The organism is Pseudomonas sp. AIG (assembly GCF_977020205.1).
Window position 1 is genome coordinate 22,642 of the sequence record NZ_CDROCK010000014.1, and the last position, 13,989, is coordinate 36,630.

Sequence of the window (13,989 nt, forward strand, 5' to 3'; positions counted from 1 at the left end):
TGATCCTCCCTGGATATTGTCCCGATTGAATCACGGTTGAACGCCAATGCCGCTCAGCCATTTTTTTGCCAGAATTTTCAGGGTGCTGTCCGGCGCGGGTTCTTCAGGCGATGCGAAGACCCAACCGAGGGTGCCGAAGTTGGCGGTCCAGTTGATTTGTGGCGTCGGAATGATTTCAGTGATGTCGACCCAGAGCAGATCCGGATGAAACATCTCGGCCATATTTCCGTCGGTGGAGAACAACTCGACCACCGCGTCGTTGACGATGCGTGCGTAGGTTTTCATCAGGCGTACTCAAAGATGATCACGGCGCCCGGTGCTCCTGAAGCACCCGGCCGGCCAGACTGACTGGGGGCATTGGCGATGCCACCGGCTCCGGAACCGAACCCGGAGCCAGGTGCGGCAATGGCACCCTGCGCGCTGCTGGCAACCCCACCACTGCCCAAGGGTGAGTTGGCACCGTGTCCGGCCAGAGTCGACGCGTTGATGGATATACCTGACGAACCGGCAGCTCCGGCCATGCTGACGATATTTCCACCTTTCGCTGCCTGGCCGGGATACCCCCCGACATACAGCCCAGTACCCGGGAAAGCGGTGTAGCCGAGCGATGTCGAACCCGCACCGCCGGGCGCTGAAACCAGCGATCCCAGAGAGCTGGTTCCGCCGGCTCCAGCGTCAGTTGCGACCAAGCCGCCGGCGCCACCGACACCGACTGTTACTACCTGACTGGCTCCAACCGTCGAGGCTGGAAGCCAAGCCTCTGCATAACTACCGGAAGCTCCTCCACCGGCGGCTGAATATTGGGAAGCGACGGTGGCAACAATTCCTGCACTTCCTCCGCCACCGCCGACAACTTTCACCAGCACATTTTTCATGCCCATCGTTGGCACGTAAGTCCCCGACGCAGTAAACGTCTTCACGCCCAACAACCGCCCGGTGAGACCGTTGCCACCGCTTGCAGAGACCAGCACCCAACTTTCCAGTGCTGCGCTATACATCACCGAACACACACTGCCGCCGACAATCTCGGCAGGCCGCAATGCACTTGATGCAAGGTTGACCAGCGGCTTGGGCATCAGCCCATTCGGTGCAAACGTACTCGCCCCGGTATTGGCATTACCGGCAGTAAAGCGCAGCGCCAAGCCGTCCTTCAATACGGTGACGGCGGGCACATAATTGGCCATGTACAGATTGGCCGCACCGATGTCAGTGGCATGTTTGTCTTCACCTGCCTGACTGAGTTTTTTCACCGCTTGCAACAACTGGGTTGCATCAGCTTCGCTCGGCTCAATGCCGGCGGATTTGACGACGTTCAACAATTCATCGGTGACGCTGTTGCCCCAGGTCGCCGGGATCAACGATCCGGGCAATCCCGCGACGACGTCTTCATTGACGAATTTGCCATTCACCAGCCCGACGCTGGGAACGTTTTTTGGATAGTCCATTTCAACTTCCCTGATGACTTACAGCGCAGCAGCCAACCACTTCGGCGCAACCGGCCGATGCTCACTGAACGGAAATAAAGAACCCTGCGGCCAGTCCCGCAATTCACGGCGATAGGTTTGCAATTCGGCGTACTGTTCGGTGGTCAATGTGGTGCCGCCGCCGTCCTCCAGCTCATCACGATCACGGGCCACCAGACCGTCGGTGGCGGCGAGTTGCGCCGTACGCCACGAGCGTTCGATGTCGGCAGCTTCATCCGGTGAAGGCGGCGGTGGATCGACAAGAATCGGATAGCCGTTATCGGCACGCACGCCGATCACTTTCGGGATGACCGCCATCTGCTGCAGCAGCGAGATCCAGTAACCCTGAGGAATTTCTATAACGTCGTCGGGAATGTCCGTCGAGTTGATACCCGGTACATAGGCGCCCCGGGTACTGGCGCTGAACAAAACATTGAACGGATTCATTCAGTAGCCCTTTGCAAGGTAAAAAACACCCCAGTTCGCACTGACGTCACCGGTGTAGCTGCGGACCTTCAGCCGGCAGCCCTGTTTCGTCGCGGAGTTGGAGTACATGATGACCATCGCGCCGTCGCCCCCCGAGTGGATGGCCACGATCGATGAAAACGCGTTGGGAAAAGAGATAGGAAAGCTGACATTTACGTCGCCTTTGGCATCCGTGGTGCCAACGCCCCACTGGTCGATGTTACCGCTGGGATAGCGTTGATAACCGACGTTGCCTACAACACCGGAATGCGCTGTTGCGTACCTATCGCTGACCGATCCCCCATATAAACGCCACTGATTGCTCAGTTTGATCAGATAAGCGGAATCACCAAGATCCAGCTTCAGCGGTCCGAATGTGCCATTACAGGTTTCGATCTGTTCATTGGCTGCCGGACTGATCGTCAATATACCGGTGCCCGCATTGATCACGTGAAGGGTACTGGCGTGGGCAATTCCGTTGATTGAAGGCAACGTCGCCGTGATCGGCGAGTTACTCGCAAAGCTGGCGACTCCACCGATATTGGCAGCACTCAGAACGGTGCTCGCGCCATAGGACGCGAAACCGGAAAACTGCAAACCGGTTCGGGTTACGAATTCAGTCGTTGCAACCGATTTGCCACTGTCGAATTGCGGCGCAGTGACAAATAACTTGTTACTGCGCAAAGCCCCCAGCAACTGATCATTGGCGGACTCTGTAGGCGTAAGACCGGCAGCCTGGATGACCTTCAGTAATTCCTGCGTGACGCCGTTTCCCCAACTCGCCGGAATCAACGATCCCGGTTTACCCGCTACCGGATCCTCATCGACAAACTTGCCGTCCACGAGGCCCGCACTGGGAACACTTTTTGGATAATCCATTTACTCATCTCCTGATCTGAAAACACATGCAACTTGATGGCGTTAGCCAACATCAGCGGCGAGCCACTGGGGGGCCGACGGCCGGGAGACTGCCGAAGGAAACTGGCTTGAATCAGGCCAGTCGCGCAGTGCCTGGCGGTATTCCAGCAACTGCAGATACTGCGCAGCCTTGAGCGTTGTCCCACGCCCCAGCGCCTGCTCGTCGCGATGCCGCGTCACCCACCATTCCGTGGCCGACAGACTGGACTGACGCCAGGTGCGCGCTGCCGCCAGAGGCTCTTGCTCATCGACCACCGTTTCAGGAATGAACACAGACTTGCCCATGTCCGGCAACGGTGTGACCTCATGGCGCAGTTCAGTGAGGGGCGCGCCGATCTCAACGTGCATGCCTTCCGGCACCTGCACCATCGCCTCGACAAAAGCCGGTGCATACAGTTGAGTGATTGCGTACTCACCGGTATCGATCAGTTCGATCGCGATACCGTTTTCCAGTCGTGCATAACGGGCCATTACTCGTACTCCCAGATTTCACAGAAGGCATTGCCGCCGGCGCCGCTGACGACGGAAGCGGAAGCATTTGTCGAGCAGGAGCCGCTGCCACCGGAGCCTCGCCCGCCGGAGATGCCATTTCCATTGACGCCTACACGTGTGCCACCACCGTCAAACGGGCTGGCAGCCCCGGCGCCGGAAACGACACCCCAATTGAAGTTGTACATCGCGAACTCACCAGGGGTGCCACGAGCGTTGGCCAGACCTCCGCCCGTGACGATTTGACCGCCAGCACCGCCCATGACGAAACCGACCGTCGTTGCTGTCACCGGGAATGAAAGGATTTGCCCGCCTGCACCGCCAGCGGCGCTCATATAGGTGCCGAAGGAAGCACCGCCCCCGGTCATCCCGGTCGTATTGACTGCAGCGCCGCCCGCCCCCAAAGACACAGGTACGCCAGCCAGCATTTGCGCGGTCACGTCGTAGAGACTCTCCGCATAGGCGCCGGAACCACCGCCACCACCAATACGGTGATTATTGGCGGGGACAGGTTCACAGCCACCACCGGAACCACCCGCGCCGACCAAGCGCACACGTATGCGTTTCGCTCGGGGATGGGGTTTGTAAAGCGTGATACCGACGGATTCGAACTGCCTGACTGCCAGCAGCCGTCCCACCGCATCGGTGATGCCATAACCGGCCAACGTGGTTGGGGTATTTTTTAGTTTATTGAAGTCGACCAGTGCAGCGATTGCGGTAGCCAACTGATCGGTTTTTGCTTCATCCGGTGTCAATCCGGCAGCCTTGATCACGTTGAGAATTTCTTGCGTGACGCTGTTGCCCCAATCGGCCGGAATCAACGATCCCGGGGAACCGGCGAGCGGGTTTTCATCGACGAAGCCGCCGTTGACCAGCCCCACGCCGGGAATACTTTTTGGATAATCCATTGCACTGCTCCCTGTGCCGAAATCAGTTGGCTACGGCTGTGCCGGGTGTGACCGGCCAGGTAATTTCATCGGGGAAACCAGCCTGCTTTTCGATACGATTCAGCTCGACGCTGTAGAGCTTCCACTCGATCAGCAGCAGTTGTTCGTCATGGCTGGCATCGCCGATGTCTTCGGCGTATTGCAGGGGCGCGATGCGCAGCACGGCATCGCGTAGCAGTGCGTCGCGCTGATCGAGGCATTGCTGTCTTACGCTCACCAAACGAGCCTGCTCATCCAATACCCAGGTGTTGTCGCGCCAGACATGGAACTCCCCTGGCCATGGCTCTGCGGTCAGGGTGTTTGGCAACTCTCCCAGCTCGGTCCAGATCTGATGGGTACCGCCGTCCTTGCGATAAACCATGCCCCGACGGTCGATCACTTCACGGGGGACACCGTTGATCAGCGCCCAACTGCGACCGGCTTCCGGCTCAGGCAACTCGTAAGCCAGCTCAACAGCATTACCGGGCAACTGAACGCCGATACCTGGCGTGGCAATGAACTCGACAGGCCCGGACAGAGCGCCCGAACCATCAAATAGATAATTGAACATAAAGCGCCTCAGATGAGTTTGATGCGGCCGGGATAGGCCATGTTGCGCGGGCGGGATTTGAAGGCGTAGAGCAGTGTCGCTGACGGGTCCATTTGATAACTGGTACCCGCTGGATAAATCGGGCCGCCATTGCTCAGCCCCGATACGTACTGAGGCTCCTCTCGAGTATCCGCCCCCACTGCCGTCAGGCTGTCCGTCCAGCGCGACCCGACGGCACCGCCACCATTCGCCCCCATCGCATACGAGTGCGTCGATCCAGGCTGAAAAGTACCCATCCCGCGTCCGGTATCCACACCACGACCTTCATCCAGAACCCGAAGGAACTCCCCTCGCCCATCAGGACCGCGAAACGTCGTCGTACCGTCACCTGTGGTCCATTTGCCCTCAGTGCTCGCCCGAAAGGCTTCAGCGCCCAACATGCCTGATTGCTGGGCGTGATCCCACAGCCACGGCCATTCCGCGCGCTTCATGACAGAGCCATTAAGCGCGCCGTATCCGCCGGGGCTGAGCATGACGGTTGTCTCGAAAAACGGCCGGCCAAGCGGGGTATTGTCGAAGCGTCCGACCGGCCACCAACTCCCGGCCCCATCACTGCGCAAATGCCACCAGTCTCCGCCGCCCATCAACACGAAAAATGGATAACCGCTGGCCGCCAGATGCGTATGAAAGCGAATGCGATCCGTGCCCGATGCCTGGATGATCATACGGTTGCCGCTGTTGTCCACCCGCCGAACAATCACATCACGCACACCGAGTGCGATGTTGGCCGGTGGTAGCAGCAAGGTCACCGGGCCGGGGCTGCCATCGATCAGGACGAGGCCGAGTTCGGCATCGGTCAGGGTTTTCGACGCGGCCAATCGGGTGATGACCGAACGCATCGGACTCGTGCTGCCGATGATCGACTGAATCGCCTTGTACAACTGCCCGGTATCCGCCTCGGACGGCACTAACCCGCCGCCGGTAACCACACTCAGAATCTCCTGAGTCACACTGTTGCCCCAAACCGCCGGAATCAACGAACCCGGCGTTCCCGCCACTGGGTTTTCATCGACGAAACGACCATCGACCAGACCGACGCTGGGGACGCTTTTTGGATAGTCCATAATTGGTTTTCCTGTACCTGGAATATTGATAGGCGATGCCGACAAAGCAGCATCCAGTCACTCGGCAGTCATCCAGGCAGGCTTTTTCGGTCGAGAGCGTTTGGCGGGAAATTTCTTCGCTTGGGGCCACTTGCGCAGCGCCTGCAGGTAGGTCAGCAGCGTCAGGTATTCAGCGTCGGACAGCGTGGTGATCTTCATCAGTTCCACTTCGTCACGGTGACGATCGCGCAACCAGACAATCCGGTTGAATTCCTGATCGCGCCACGCCTTGGCTTCGGCCGATGTTTGCTCTTCAGAAAGAGCTGTCATCTCGACCAGGATCGGCAGACCTTGCTCGTCATGGGATCGCTCGGTACCCGCTACAGGATTTGCGATGACCGACTCATAACGCGCCTCGTCGATTTCAACGGCATCGTCCGGAAGGCTGGTGTGATAACCCGACAAATAGGTGTTGCCGGTGGTGCGGCTATAGAAACGTTTCATGTCAGTTCCCCACCCCCAGGACAGTGACAAAACCGGAGCCACCGGAATTACTCAAGACTTGAACCTGGCTGGGATCAAAGTAGGTCACCAAAGGTGGAGTGACGATATCGAAAAAGGGTGCGTTGCCACTGTGCGAGTAACTTGCCCAGGTAGCGGCGCACTGGGTCTTGAAAGCCACCGGCCACGGTTTTGCAACATAGGTTTTATCTGTAGCGACGGTGATCATGACCCACTGGATCATGAAGCCCCCCAACCAGCTCGGAAAAGCGATATAGCCGTTCGCGCCAATGCTGTAGGAAACACCAAACCAGAGCTTTTTCGGCGTGACGAAAGTGGTGTCATCCGTCCCCGCATTGACCTGGGCTTGAGTCGCGATCCGCGCCCAGCCAAAAACCGTTTCAGTGGCTTGCACCACTTTCTTTTCGATCGCCTGGAACACCCGCTGCGGCGTCATCAGACGGCTGCTGCTGGTACCCGCCTCGGCCTCATCCTTGCTTGCCAGAGAGTCATTTCTGCCTTTCTCGACAATTGCCGAAATCGCCGCTTTGAGTTGCGTAGTGTCGTCCTCGTCGGGGACTAGTCCGGCGGCAGTGATCACGTTGATTACTTCATCGGTAACGCTGTTGCCCCATCGCGCCGGAATCAATGAGCCCGGCGTTCCCATCAATGGGTTTTCATCAACAAATTTGCCATTCACCAGCCCGGAACTGGGCACACTCTTCGGATAATCCATCCCCTCATTCCTCCCTAGTCATAATTGATGTGCACCTTGGTATGCGCCGGTGCGCTGCGGTGGATCAGGCATTCCAGCGCCGAACCCGGGTTCACGCCAAAGCGCTCGCCCCAGTAGCTCGCACCGAATCGCCGACCGAGCAGCAGGCGGCCGCCGGTGTTGAGCGTCCACATGAACTGCGCTTCCCACGTACCCCAGTGCGCCGAGCCGAAGCGCGAGCGGCCCATGCGTGGGGCTTCGAGTTCGGTGATGGTGGCGTTGGGGTAACCCTGGCTTTTGGCGATGTCGATGTAGTAACCGACGGCCTGGCTGCCGACCGCGAGCAAGCGCCGGCGTACGGCGAGGCGGCGGTCGTCGAACAGCGGTGTGGCGCCCAGGCACGGGTCGGGCAGGTTCATCACCCGTTCCCAGTCCGGCACCAGCTCGCTGACGCCGGCCGGGTCCATTTCGTTGAGCAGGTCGGCAGCACGCGCATCGAGGCGCGCCAGTTCGACGGCGACGCCTTGCAGCACTTCCTCTAGTTCCGGCACGCGCTCCGGGTCCCACGCCGGGCCGCTGGGCAGCAAGGCGCGCAGTTGCGCCTGATATTGCGCGGCGGTTCTTATGCCCCCCATACGCAACCTCCAAAGGTCAGCAGTTCGCTGTCGTTGGCCGTGACGTTGGCGACGGGGGCTGTCAGCACGTGGTCGGTTTCACCGGCGGCGCTGCTGATCGCTTCACGGATATGGCTGATCAGCAGATCCTCGCCGAGGTCGGCCTCGCGGTTGTGCAGGTCGCGCAGTTGGGTTTCGACGGCTGCGCGTACAGCGCTGGTGTCGGGGGTCAACTTCAGGCGATAGGTCACGGGCACCTGAATCGGTGGAAGCACATGCACTTCCGCCGTCACCGGGCGCAGTGGCTCGATGTAGGCCTGCACCTCGGCCAGTTGCTCGTCGTTCGGCACCGGTTGCGGGTCGTCGTCACGCATGATGTACACGCCGACGGTGCCAGGGCCAAGCAAGCCTCCCCGGCACCAGGCGCGCGTCACGCCCGGCACTTCAAGTGCCCAGGTTTCATAGTCACTGGCCGAACCGCCATGGGGAATCACGCGATAGGAACGGATCACCCGCGAACGCAGCGATTCCAGACTTTCCCGCGCCACACCACCGCTGAGTCCCGGCGCCAGCACGACAAAACTGTTGCCAATCACGCCGGCAATCGGCTGCACCGGTGTCAGCGCCAGCCCGCCGTCGGCATTGCCGAGGCTGCCGGCATCGAGCGCGGCGATCGTGGTGGTGTTGCTGCCATTGACGGTCGTGCGCGCGGCGGTGACTTTGTAGGTGCGACCGTCATTGGTTTGCAGCAGCGTATCGGCGTCGAGCACCGCGCCGGCAGTGGCGGTAAAACTCACCGTGCCGGTGGCCACTTGTGCCGGTTTGCGCGGCTGGTTCAGACGCAGTGCGGCAATGCGCTCCAGGGTCGACTCGTCGGCCTTGTCCGGCAGAATCTGCTCGGCAATCCAGTCGAGATAACCGTACAAGCCATAAGCCGCGCCACCGAGGGTACGGGCCAGCACTTGCGCATCGGACTGGCGCAGCGAATCGCCGGCCAGGTCGCTTTGGGTGCGCTTGATCAGCACCGGCAGCGAAGGGGTTTCAAACGGCATAGATCACCTGCCAACTGTTATCGGGGTTGATGTCCAGACGTTCGCCGTCGGCCAGGGTCAGGACCGTGCGCAGGTTCAGACGCTGAGCGTCGAGGCGTTCGCTGATGATGTCGATGGCGCTGCAATGGCCGTCGTCGATCAGCCATTGCAAGGCTTCGCGGGCATAGAACTCAGCGTCCATCTGCGTTTGTCGGGTCAGTTTCACCCGGCGCAGCAGCCACAGCCGCGAGCCGATGCGGTCGTCAGCGACGGTGGGAAACGTGTCGCCCCACCAGCCGAAACGTTCGTCGTCGTCGAGGGCGTCGTCATCGGCGGCGCGGCGCCAGGTGAACAGGCTGATGAGCACGGCGCGTGTCAGCGCGGTATGGAGATTGGGGCTGATCAGCATCACCTGCCCCCTGCCGGCGCGCCGGTCTGGCCGCTGCCGGCCTGTACGCCGACGTGCACGTGTTTGATCTGGCTGATGCCGCCGGCCAGCTGATCGCCGCTGGAGACGATCTTGCCGGTCTGATTAATCACCGGTGTATCGAAGTTCACCGCGCTGCTGGCGCGGATGTTCAGCGTGGCGGTTTCAATGTCGATGATTCGCCCGCGCTTGAAGTGAATCCTGTCGCCCTCGTCCGTGTAGATCGCCACTTCGCCCGACGCCAGCGATTGCAGGCGATAGCGGCGGTCAGCGATGACCAGGGCGATGGCGTGGGAACGGTCACCGCCGATGAACGTGACGACACCTTCGGCGCCGGCCAGCGGGTGACTGGTGAAACCGTAAGGTTCAAAGTGCTCCATATCGTCGTTCACTTCGCCGGCGGTGAGGCGCATTTGCAGCGATTGCAGCTTGGATGCCGAATTGGCGAGCACGACAGTGCCGCGCGCCAGCAGGCGAGTCAGTAGGCTCATGAATTGTCCTCAAGTGGTGAGGTTGATGCTGATCCCTGTGGGAGCGAGCTTGCTCGCGAAAGCGTCCTGACAAGCACCAGAGCGGTGTCTGATCTGACGCCTTCGCGAGCAAGCTCGCTCCCACAGGGGCGGGCGTCAGGCTGATGGTTTTTTCGGGGGGCTGGGATTGGCATCGAAGGTATGCGGCGGCGCCACTTGCAGCGTGGTGACCGAGCCTTGTGCCGACAGCGAGTACGTGACTTTGGAAATCAGCATGTCGCCGTCAAACCCAAGCACCGGATCCGTGACTTTGACCAGCGTGTTGTGCCGCCAAAGATCACCGTTGGCTTGGCGCCAGCCCTGCACCTGATACGTGGTGGTCTGCGCCCGGCCCATACGGGTGGCGCTCTCCCACTGGGCGCGTTGCTGGGCCAGTTCGAACGTCAGCGCGGTGCCCTCGTTGATGATGGTGGTGCGTCGACGTTTGAAGCTCAGATCGGTCGCGCTGGATTCAACCTCGCTGACCGCCGCCCCGCTCTTCTTGTCCGAACCTTTCTGCTGGCCGATCACCCGGTATTCGGAGAACACCTGGCTCTGATCCATGGGGGCGTTGGCCGACAGGATATTCTTGCCCAGCTCCAGCGCATCACTGGCCCGCCCACCACTGCCAGGCTTGGCCAGCACCAACCGGCCCTGCGCGTCATCGGTGGAAAACACCCGGAACAGCGAGAGTAACCGGTCGATCGACTGGAACACCGTTTCGCCCGGCACGATGGTGTGCTTGGCGAGCCGCGCGGTCTCGGGAATTTCATTGACCACCATCAGCCCGTACTCCATCGCCAGCGCCTGAACGATGTTCAACAGCGGTTGCTCCTGCCACTGGTTCGGCTGGTTTCTGGCGGCGCAATCGACCAGATCCTGGGTCTTGGAACTGCCTTCGATGCTCAGACTGATCTGCCGTCCGTCATAGCGGATCGGTGCTTTGAACACGTAGCCGGTGAGCACCAGGTCCTGGCCGATTTTCACTTCGCAGGGGTCACCCGGTTTGATCCGCTGGTCCACGGTTTGCCCCGGCCACTGCCAGGTGATGTCAAGTTTGAAAGTGCGGAACTGGCGCTCCAGATCGGCCGTGATTTCCACGCTTTTCCAGCCGCCGTATTCCATGTTGTTGACGGTCAACGTGACGCGGTTATCCATCTCGCTCATGGCTCACTCCCTGGACACTTTCACGTCGTTGGGTGAAAAGCCCGGATGGTTCATCGCGTTGCTTTGAGTCACCTGAGTCACCCGTGTCGCATCGGCAAATTGCTTGTAGGCCACAACCAGCGCCGGCAGGCTTTCCTGGAACGATTTGGTGACCTGCCGCACACCGGATGACGCCACTGCCTTGAGATGCGCCAGCAGCGCTTCCTTGACATCGTTGATTGCCTGGTGGTGCTGGGGATCGGCCTTGTCCAGCATCGGATCAATGGCCACCCCGACCGCCTTCTGCAGCGCTTTCATTTCATCGGTCACCGGTACTTCCTGACGGGTCACCGGTTGATCCGCCTGATGAGCCACCGAAGGTGTCGACGACAGCTTCACGGCGGGGCTCGCCACTGGCATCGACGCCACCCACTGCGCCACTTTGACCAGCATCGTGTCCTGCACCAGATCGGCCATGGCTTGCGCTGCCGCATTGGTGTCCTTGCCGGTGGTAATCTTCGGCGCATCCGCCTTGCGAATGGCTTCGAGTTGCTGGGAAACGTCGGCAATCACACCACGGTAGCCCTCTTTCGCGAACGCCTTCAGCTCCTTGATATCGCCGAGCAAACCTTTGAACTCCGCCGCCACTTCCTTGGGCAACTCCTTCACTGCCTTGACCAGTTCGGTGATCTGGCGGTACTGCTCGATCAGCGGCTTGAGCTGTTCTTTGATCACCTCATAAACCCCGGTCAGGCTGTTGCGCAGATTGGCAATGCCGATCCGCGCAGCCTTGATCAGCGTCATCGCCTGTTCGAAGCGTGCCACCGCCGAACCCAGCAGTGTGTCTGCCTTGACCAGCAAGACTTTCTGCGTGCTGACGCTGGCAGTCGGAAACGGCAACGGCTGATCGGGATAAAACTTCAGGGTAAAGGTCACTAACCCGCCGTCCTGGCGGGTGTGGGTCATGTCGCATTCACCGACCTTGACTTGCAGGCGCCCGAGCCACGGATGTACCAGTTCACCATTGCCCGCCTCCAATGCCTTGAGCAGCTTGTCGCGCTGTTCCAGGCAATCGGCGCCGATGATGAACGCCGTGACATCGTGGATCCTGGCCTGTTGGCCGAGATCTTCGAAGTACGGCAGATCGCGTTGCGGATACTCGTGCAACTGACCTTTGCGACCGACCGGGGTTTTCGCCTGATCAATCCAGAAACCGACACCCCGAAAGGATGCCGGCAACAAACGGTCACGCCAGTTCATTGGAACCTCCTGCCGACAACGAGCGATAGCCGATGCGCGAAGACAGCGCCAGGCCCGGTTGATTGCTTTGCGGTTGATCGGTGCGCAATCCGGCCGGCGCATTTTCGAAGCGCACGGTCAGGCCGCCTTCGAGTTGCGTACGGTTGTTAATCGCGCTTTGTTGAATCAGTGCGCCAGAACTCTGTGGCAACGAACCACTTTGCAGTGCACCGTTACCCGCCGATTGCGGCGTTGCTGCGAAGAACGCCGGCGCCAACTCCCCTTTGCCTTCGGCATTGGTCTGGCGTTGCGCTTCGGTGAACGTTTCAACCTTGCCGGTGACCTTGGCGATCAGTCCGGCAAAGCCGCCGTCGAACAACTCTTTGATCGGCGCAATGACGGTTTGCAGTTTTTGCCACAACTCGCCAAACCACTCGGTGATCGGCCCCCAGTTCTTGATGATCTGCCCCAACGGCGTCCATTCGAACATGCTGTGCAAAAACTCGAGTACCGGTGCGGCCAACGCCTGCACCACGCCCCACAGTGCCGAAAACACTTCGCTGATCGGTTGCCAGTACATCGCGATCTGTTCCAGCGGCGACCATTCGAACAGGCTCTGGAAGAAGCTTTTGATCTGCTGCGCCGAGGCTTGCAACGCGGCCCAAACCGGTTCGAAGAAGGTCACGATGCTGCCCCAGTTGTTGACGATCATCCCCAGTGGGGAAAAGTCGAACAACGTGCCGAAGAAGTCCTTGATGGCTTGCGCCGCCGGTTGCAGCGCCGTCCAGATCGAGCCGAAGAAGCCAGTGATCGCCCCCCAGTTGTTGATGATCATCCCCAACGGTGTCCAGTCGAACAGACCTTTGAGGAATGCCATCACCGGCACACTCAAGGCCTTGAGCAAGTCCCAGATCGCCGAAAACAGACCGGTCAGCGGCGCCCAGTTTTCCAGGATCATGCCGGCGGGCGTCCACGAGAACACCGATTTGAAAAAGTCGATCACTGGCGCGGTGACCGCTTTGACCTTGTCCCAGATCCCGGAGAACAATCCCGCGACCGGTGACCACAGCGCCGCCAGTGCATCCAGCGGTCGCCAATCGAGGATCGAGCGCAACGTCGCCATCGCACTCACACCGATGTTTTTCACGCCTTCCCACATACCTTTGAAGAACGCGCTGATCGGTGTCCAGTTGGCATAAATGAGACCGGCCGCCACTGCGATACCCATGGCGATCAGCATGATTGGATTGGTCTTGAGCACCATGCTCATGACGTCCATCACCTGGGTCATGCCGGTAACGGCGGTTTGCATCGCCGAAAAGGCAATCGCCCCCGCCGCCAGGCCTTCGACCAGTTTCGGGTTGTCGGCGAGCAGGCTGCCGACCTGGGTCAGCATCGGTTCCAGCCCGACCACCAACGCCCCCACCGCCGGCACCAGTGCCGCGTCCACGGCTGCGGAAACCTTTTCCATCGATGCACTGAACACGTTCATGTTTTGCGCAGCGACTTTCGGTGTGGCGGGCAGGTTGACGGTTTTTGCCGTGTCGCTGACTTCGGTCAACTTGCCCTGAAACGCTGCGGCCGATTTGATCCCCTCCACGAACGGCGTGATCACGCTGCCGCCCTTGAACAGACCGCTGATGTCCAGTTTGCCGAGGCCAGCCTGTTCGAGATTTTTCTTGAAACCCTCAACCTTGGCTTGAAGGGCGCCGAGTTTGGGCGACAGTTCATCGATGCCCGTGATCAGCACCGGCGTTTTCACTTTTTTCTCTTCGTCTGCCATCACTGCACCTGCTGCATCGCATTGATCCGTTGCGCGTGCTCCAGCGATTCGCGAAGCACATCCAGTGGCCTGGCCATCATCTGTTCGGGGTCAACCTTCCAGAACCAGGC

The 13,989-nt window shown here is 60.0% G+C and carries 17 protein-coding genes; all 17 read right to left on the reverse strand.

Annotated features, from left to right (window positions below; genetic code table 11):
* Positions 1 to 30: 30 nt before the first annotated feature.
* A complete protein-coding gene (locus ACWR1S_RS10985) occupies positions 31 to 285 on the reverse strand; it encodes a hypothetical protein (protein WP_454563489.1) in 255 nt (84 codons plus the stop codon).
* Entirely contained in the window at positions 285 to 1,445 is a 1,161-nt protein-coding gene (locus tag ACWR1S_RS10990) for a glycine-rich domain-containing protein (protein WP_454563490.1), read from the reverse strand. Before ACWR1S_RS10990 ends, ACWR1S_RS10985 begins: the two co-directional genes overlap by 1 nt.
* Positions 1,446 to 1,463: 18 nt before the next feature.
* Positions 1,464 to 1,910: a tail fiber assembly protein gene (locus tag ACWR1S_RS10995; protein ID WP_150692007.1), complete on the reverse strand. Its 447-nt coding sequence runs from the start codon at positions 1,908 to 1,910 to the stop codon at positions 1,464 to 1,466.
* Positions 1,911 to 2,807: a gp53-like domain-containing protein gene (locus ACWR1S_RS11000; protein ID WP_454563491.1), complete on the reverse strand. Its 897-nt coding sequence runs from the start codon at positions 2,805 to 2,807 to the stop codon at positions 1,911 to 1,913.
* A 42-nt stretch (positions 2,808 to 2,849) separates the two neighbouring features.
* Complete coding sequence (locus ACWR1S_RS11005) at positions 2,850 to 3,317, reverse strand: phage tail assembly chaperone (RefSeq protein WP_454563492.1); 468 nt, start codon at positions 3,315 to 3,317, stop codon at positions 2,850 to 2,852.
* Positions 3,317 to 4,243, reverse strand: coding sequence for a glycine-rich domain-containing protein (locus ACWR1S_RS11010; protein ID WP_454563493.1), 927 nt, complete (start codon positions 4,241 to 4,243; stop codon positions 3,317 to 3,319). The genes ACWR1S_RS11005 and ACWR1S_RS11010 overlap by 1 nt, the downstream gene beginning before the upstream one ends.
* A 22-nt stretch (positions 4,244 to 4,265) precedes the next feature.
* Entirely contained in the window at positions 4,266 to 4,832 is a 567-nt protein-coding gene (locus ACWR1S_RS11015) for a tail fiber assembly protein (protein ID WP_099758154.1), read from the reverse strand.
* Between the two features lie 8 nt (positions 4,833 to 4,840).
* Complete coding sequence (locus ACWR1S_RS11020; RefSeq protein ID WP_099758153.1) at positions 4,841 to 5,935, reverse strand: phage tail protein; 1,095 nt, start codon at positions 5,933 to 5,935, stop codon at positions 4,841 to 4,843.
* 57 nt (positions 5,936 to 5,992) lie between these two features.
* The gene (locus ACWR1S_RS11025; RefSeq protein WP_454563494.1) at positions 5,993 to 6,418 is read right to left on the reverse strand and encodes a phage tail protein; all 426 of its coding nucleotides are present in this window, start codon (positions 6,416 to 6,418) and stop codon (positions 5,993 to 5,995) included.
* Position 6,419: 1 nt separating this feature from the next.
* On the reverse strand, positions 6,420 to 7,151 hold the full coding sequence (locus ACWR1S_RS11030) for a hypothetical protein (RefSeq protein ID WP_454563495.1): 732 nt from the start codon (positions 7,149 to 7,151) through the stop codon (positions 6,420 to 6,422).
* Positions 7,152 to 7,165: 14 nt separating this feature from the next.
* Positions 7,166 to 7,765: a YmfQ family protein gene (locus ACWR1S_RS11035; protein ID WP_093436472.1), complete on the reverse strand. Its 600-nt coding sequence runs from the start codon at positions 7,763 to 7,765 to the stop codon at positions 7,166 to 7,168.
* Positions 7,753 to 8,796: a baseplate J/gp47 family protein gene (locus ACWR1S_RS11040; RefSeq protein WP_454563496.1), complete on the reverse strand. Its 1,044-nt coding sequence runs from the start codon at positions 8,794 to 8,796 to the stop codon at positions 7,753 to 7,755. Before ACWR1S_RS11040 ends, ACWR1S_RS11035 begins: the two co-directional genes overlap by 13 nt.
* The gene (locus tag ACWR1S_RS11045; RefSeq protein ID WP_454563497.1) at positions 8,786 to 9,184 is read right to left on the reverse strand and encodes a phage GP46 family protein; all 399 of its coding nucleotides are present in this window, start codon (positions 9,182 to 9,184) and stop codon (positions 8,786 to 8,788) included. Before ACWR1S_RS11045 ends, ACWR1S_RS11040 begins: the two co-directional genes overlap by 11 nt.
* Positions 9,184 to 9,693: a phage baseplate assembly protein V gene (locus ACWR1S_RS11050; protein ID WP_454563498.1), complete on the reverse strand. Its 510-nt coding sequence runs from the start codon at positions 9,691 to 9,693 to the stop codon at positions 9,184 to 9,186. Before ACWR1S_RS11050 ends, ACWR1S_RS11045 begins: the two co-directional genes overlap by 1 nt.
* A 135-nt stretch (positions 9,694 to 9,828) precedes the next feature.
* Positions 9,829 to 10,878 carry a phage baseplate assembly protein gene (locus ACWR1S_RS11055; protein WP_454563499.1) on the reverse strand — a complete coding sequence of 350 codons (1,050 nt, stop codon included), beginning with the start codon at positions 10,876 to 10,878 and terminating at the stop codon, positions 9,829 to 9,831.
* Between the two features lie 3 nt (positions 10,879 to 10,881).
* A complete protein-coding gene (locus tag ACWR1S_RS11060) occupies positions 10,882 to 12,117 on the reverse strand; it encodes a DNA circularization protein (RefSeq protein WP_454563500.1) in 1,236 nt (411 codons plus the stop codon).
* Entirely contained in the window at positions 12,104 to 13,879 is a 1,776-nt protein-coding gene (locus ACWR1S_RS11065) for a phage tail protein (RefSeq protein WP_454563501.1), read from the reverse strand. Before ACWR1S_RS11065 ends, ACWR1S_RS11060 begins: the two co-directional genes overlap by 14 nt.
* Positions 13,880 to 13,989: the final 110 nt, after the last annotated feature.

Bases quoted from the DNA above. Each gene is read 5' to 3' on its own strand.
- ACWR1S_RS11030 (WP_454563495.1), bottom strand. From the start codon at position 7,151: ATGGATTATCCGAAGAGTGTGCCCAGTTCCGGGCTGGTGAATGGCAAA.
- ACWR1S_RS11045 (WP_454563497.1), bottom strand. From the start codon at position 9,184: ATGCTGATCAGCCCCAATCTCCATACCGCGCTGACACGCGCCGTGCTC.
- ACWR1S_RS11025 (WP_454563494.1), bottom strand. From the start codon at position 6,418: ATGAAACGTTTCTATAGCCGCACCACCGGCAACACCTATTTGTCGGGT.
- ACWR1S_RS11035 (WP_093436472.1), bottom strand. From the start codon at position 7,765: ATGGGGGGCATAAGAACCGCCGCGCAATATCAGGCGCAACTGCGCGCC.
- ACWR1S_RS11020 (WP_099758153.1), bottom strand. From the start codon at position 5,935: ATGGACTATCCAAAAAGCGTCCCCAGCGTCGGTCTGGTCGATGGTCGT.
- ACWR1S_RS11040 (WP_454563496.1), bottom strand. From the start codon at position 8,796: ATGCCGTTTGAAACCCCTTCGCTGCCGGTGCTGATCAAGCGCACCCAA.
- ACWR1S_RS11060 (WP_454563500.1), bottom strand. From the start codon at position 12,117: ATGAACTGGCGTGACCGTTTGTTGCCGGCATCCTTTCGGGGTGTCGGT.
- ACWR1S_RS11055 (WP_454563499.1), bottom strand. From the start codon at position 10,878: ATGAGCGAGATGGATAACCGCGTCACGTTGACCGTCAACAACATGGAA.
- ACWR1S_RS11005 (WP_454563492.1), bottom strand. From the start codon at position 3,317: ATGGCCCGTTATGCACGACTGGAAAACGGTATCGCGATCGAACTGATC.
- ACWR1S_RS11050 (WP_454563498.1), bottom strand. From the start codon at position 9,693: ATGAGCCTACTGACTCGCCTGCTGGCGCGCGGCACTGTCGTGCTCGCC.
- ACWR1S_RS11015 (WP_099758154.1), bottom strand. From the start codon at position 4,832: ATGTTCAATTATCTATTTGATGGTTCGGGCGCTCTGTCCGGGCCTGTC.
- ACWR1S_RS11010 (WP_454563493.1), bottom strand. From the start codon at position 4,243: ATGGATTATCCAAAAAGTATTCCCGGCGTGGGGCTGGTCAACGGCGGC.
- ACWR1S_RS11000 (WP_454563491.1), bottom strand. From the start codon at position 2,807: ATGGATTATCCAAAAAGTGTTCCCAGTGCGGGCCTCGTGGACGGCAAG.
- ACWR1S_RS10990 (WP_454563490.1), bottom strand. From the start codon at position 1,445: ATGGACTATCCAAAAAACGTTCCCAGCGTCGGGCTGGTGAATGGCAAA.
- ACWR1S_RS11065 (WP_454563501.1), bottom strand. From the start codon at position 13,879: ATGGCAGACGAAGAGAAAAAAGTGAAAACGCCGGTGCTGATCACGGGC.
- ACWR1S_RS10985 (WP_454563489.1), bottom strand. From the start codon at position 285: ATGAAAACCTACGCACGCATCGTCAACGACGCGGTGGTCGAGTTGTTC.
- ACWR1S_RS10995 (WP_150692007.1), bottom strand. From the start codon at position 1,910: ATGAATCCGTTCAATGTTTTGTTCAGCGCCAGTACCCGGGGCGCCTAT.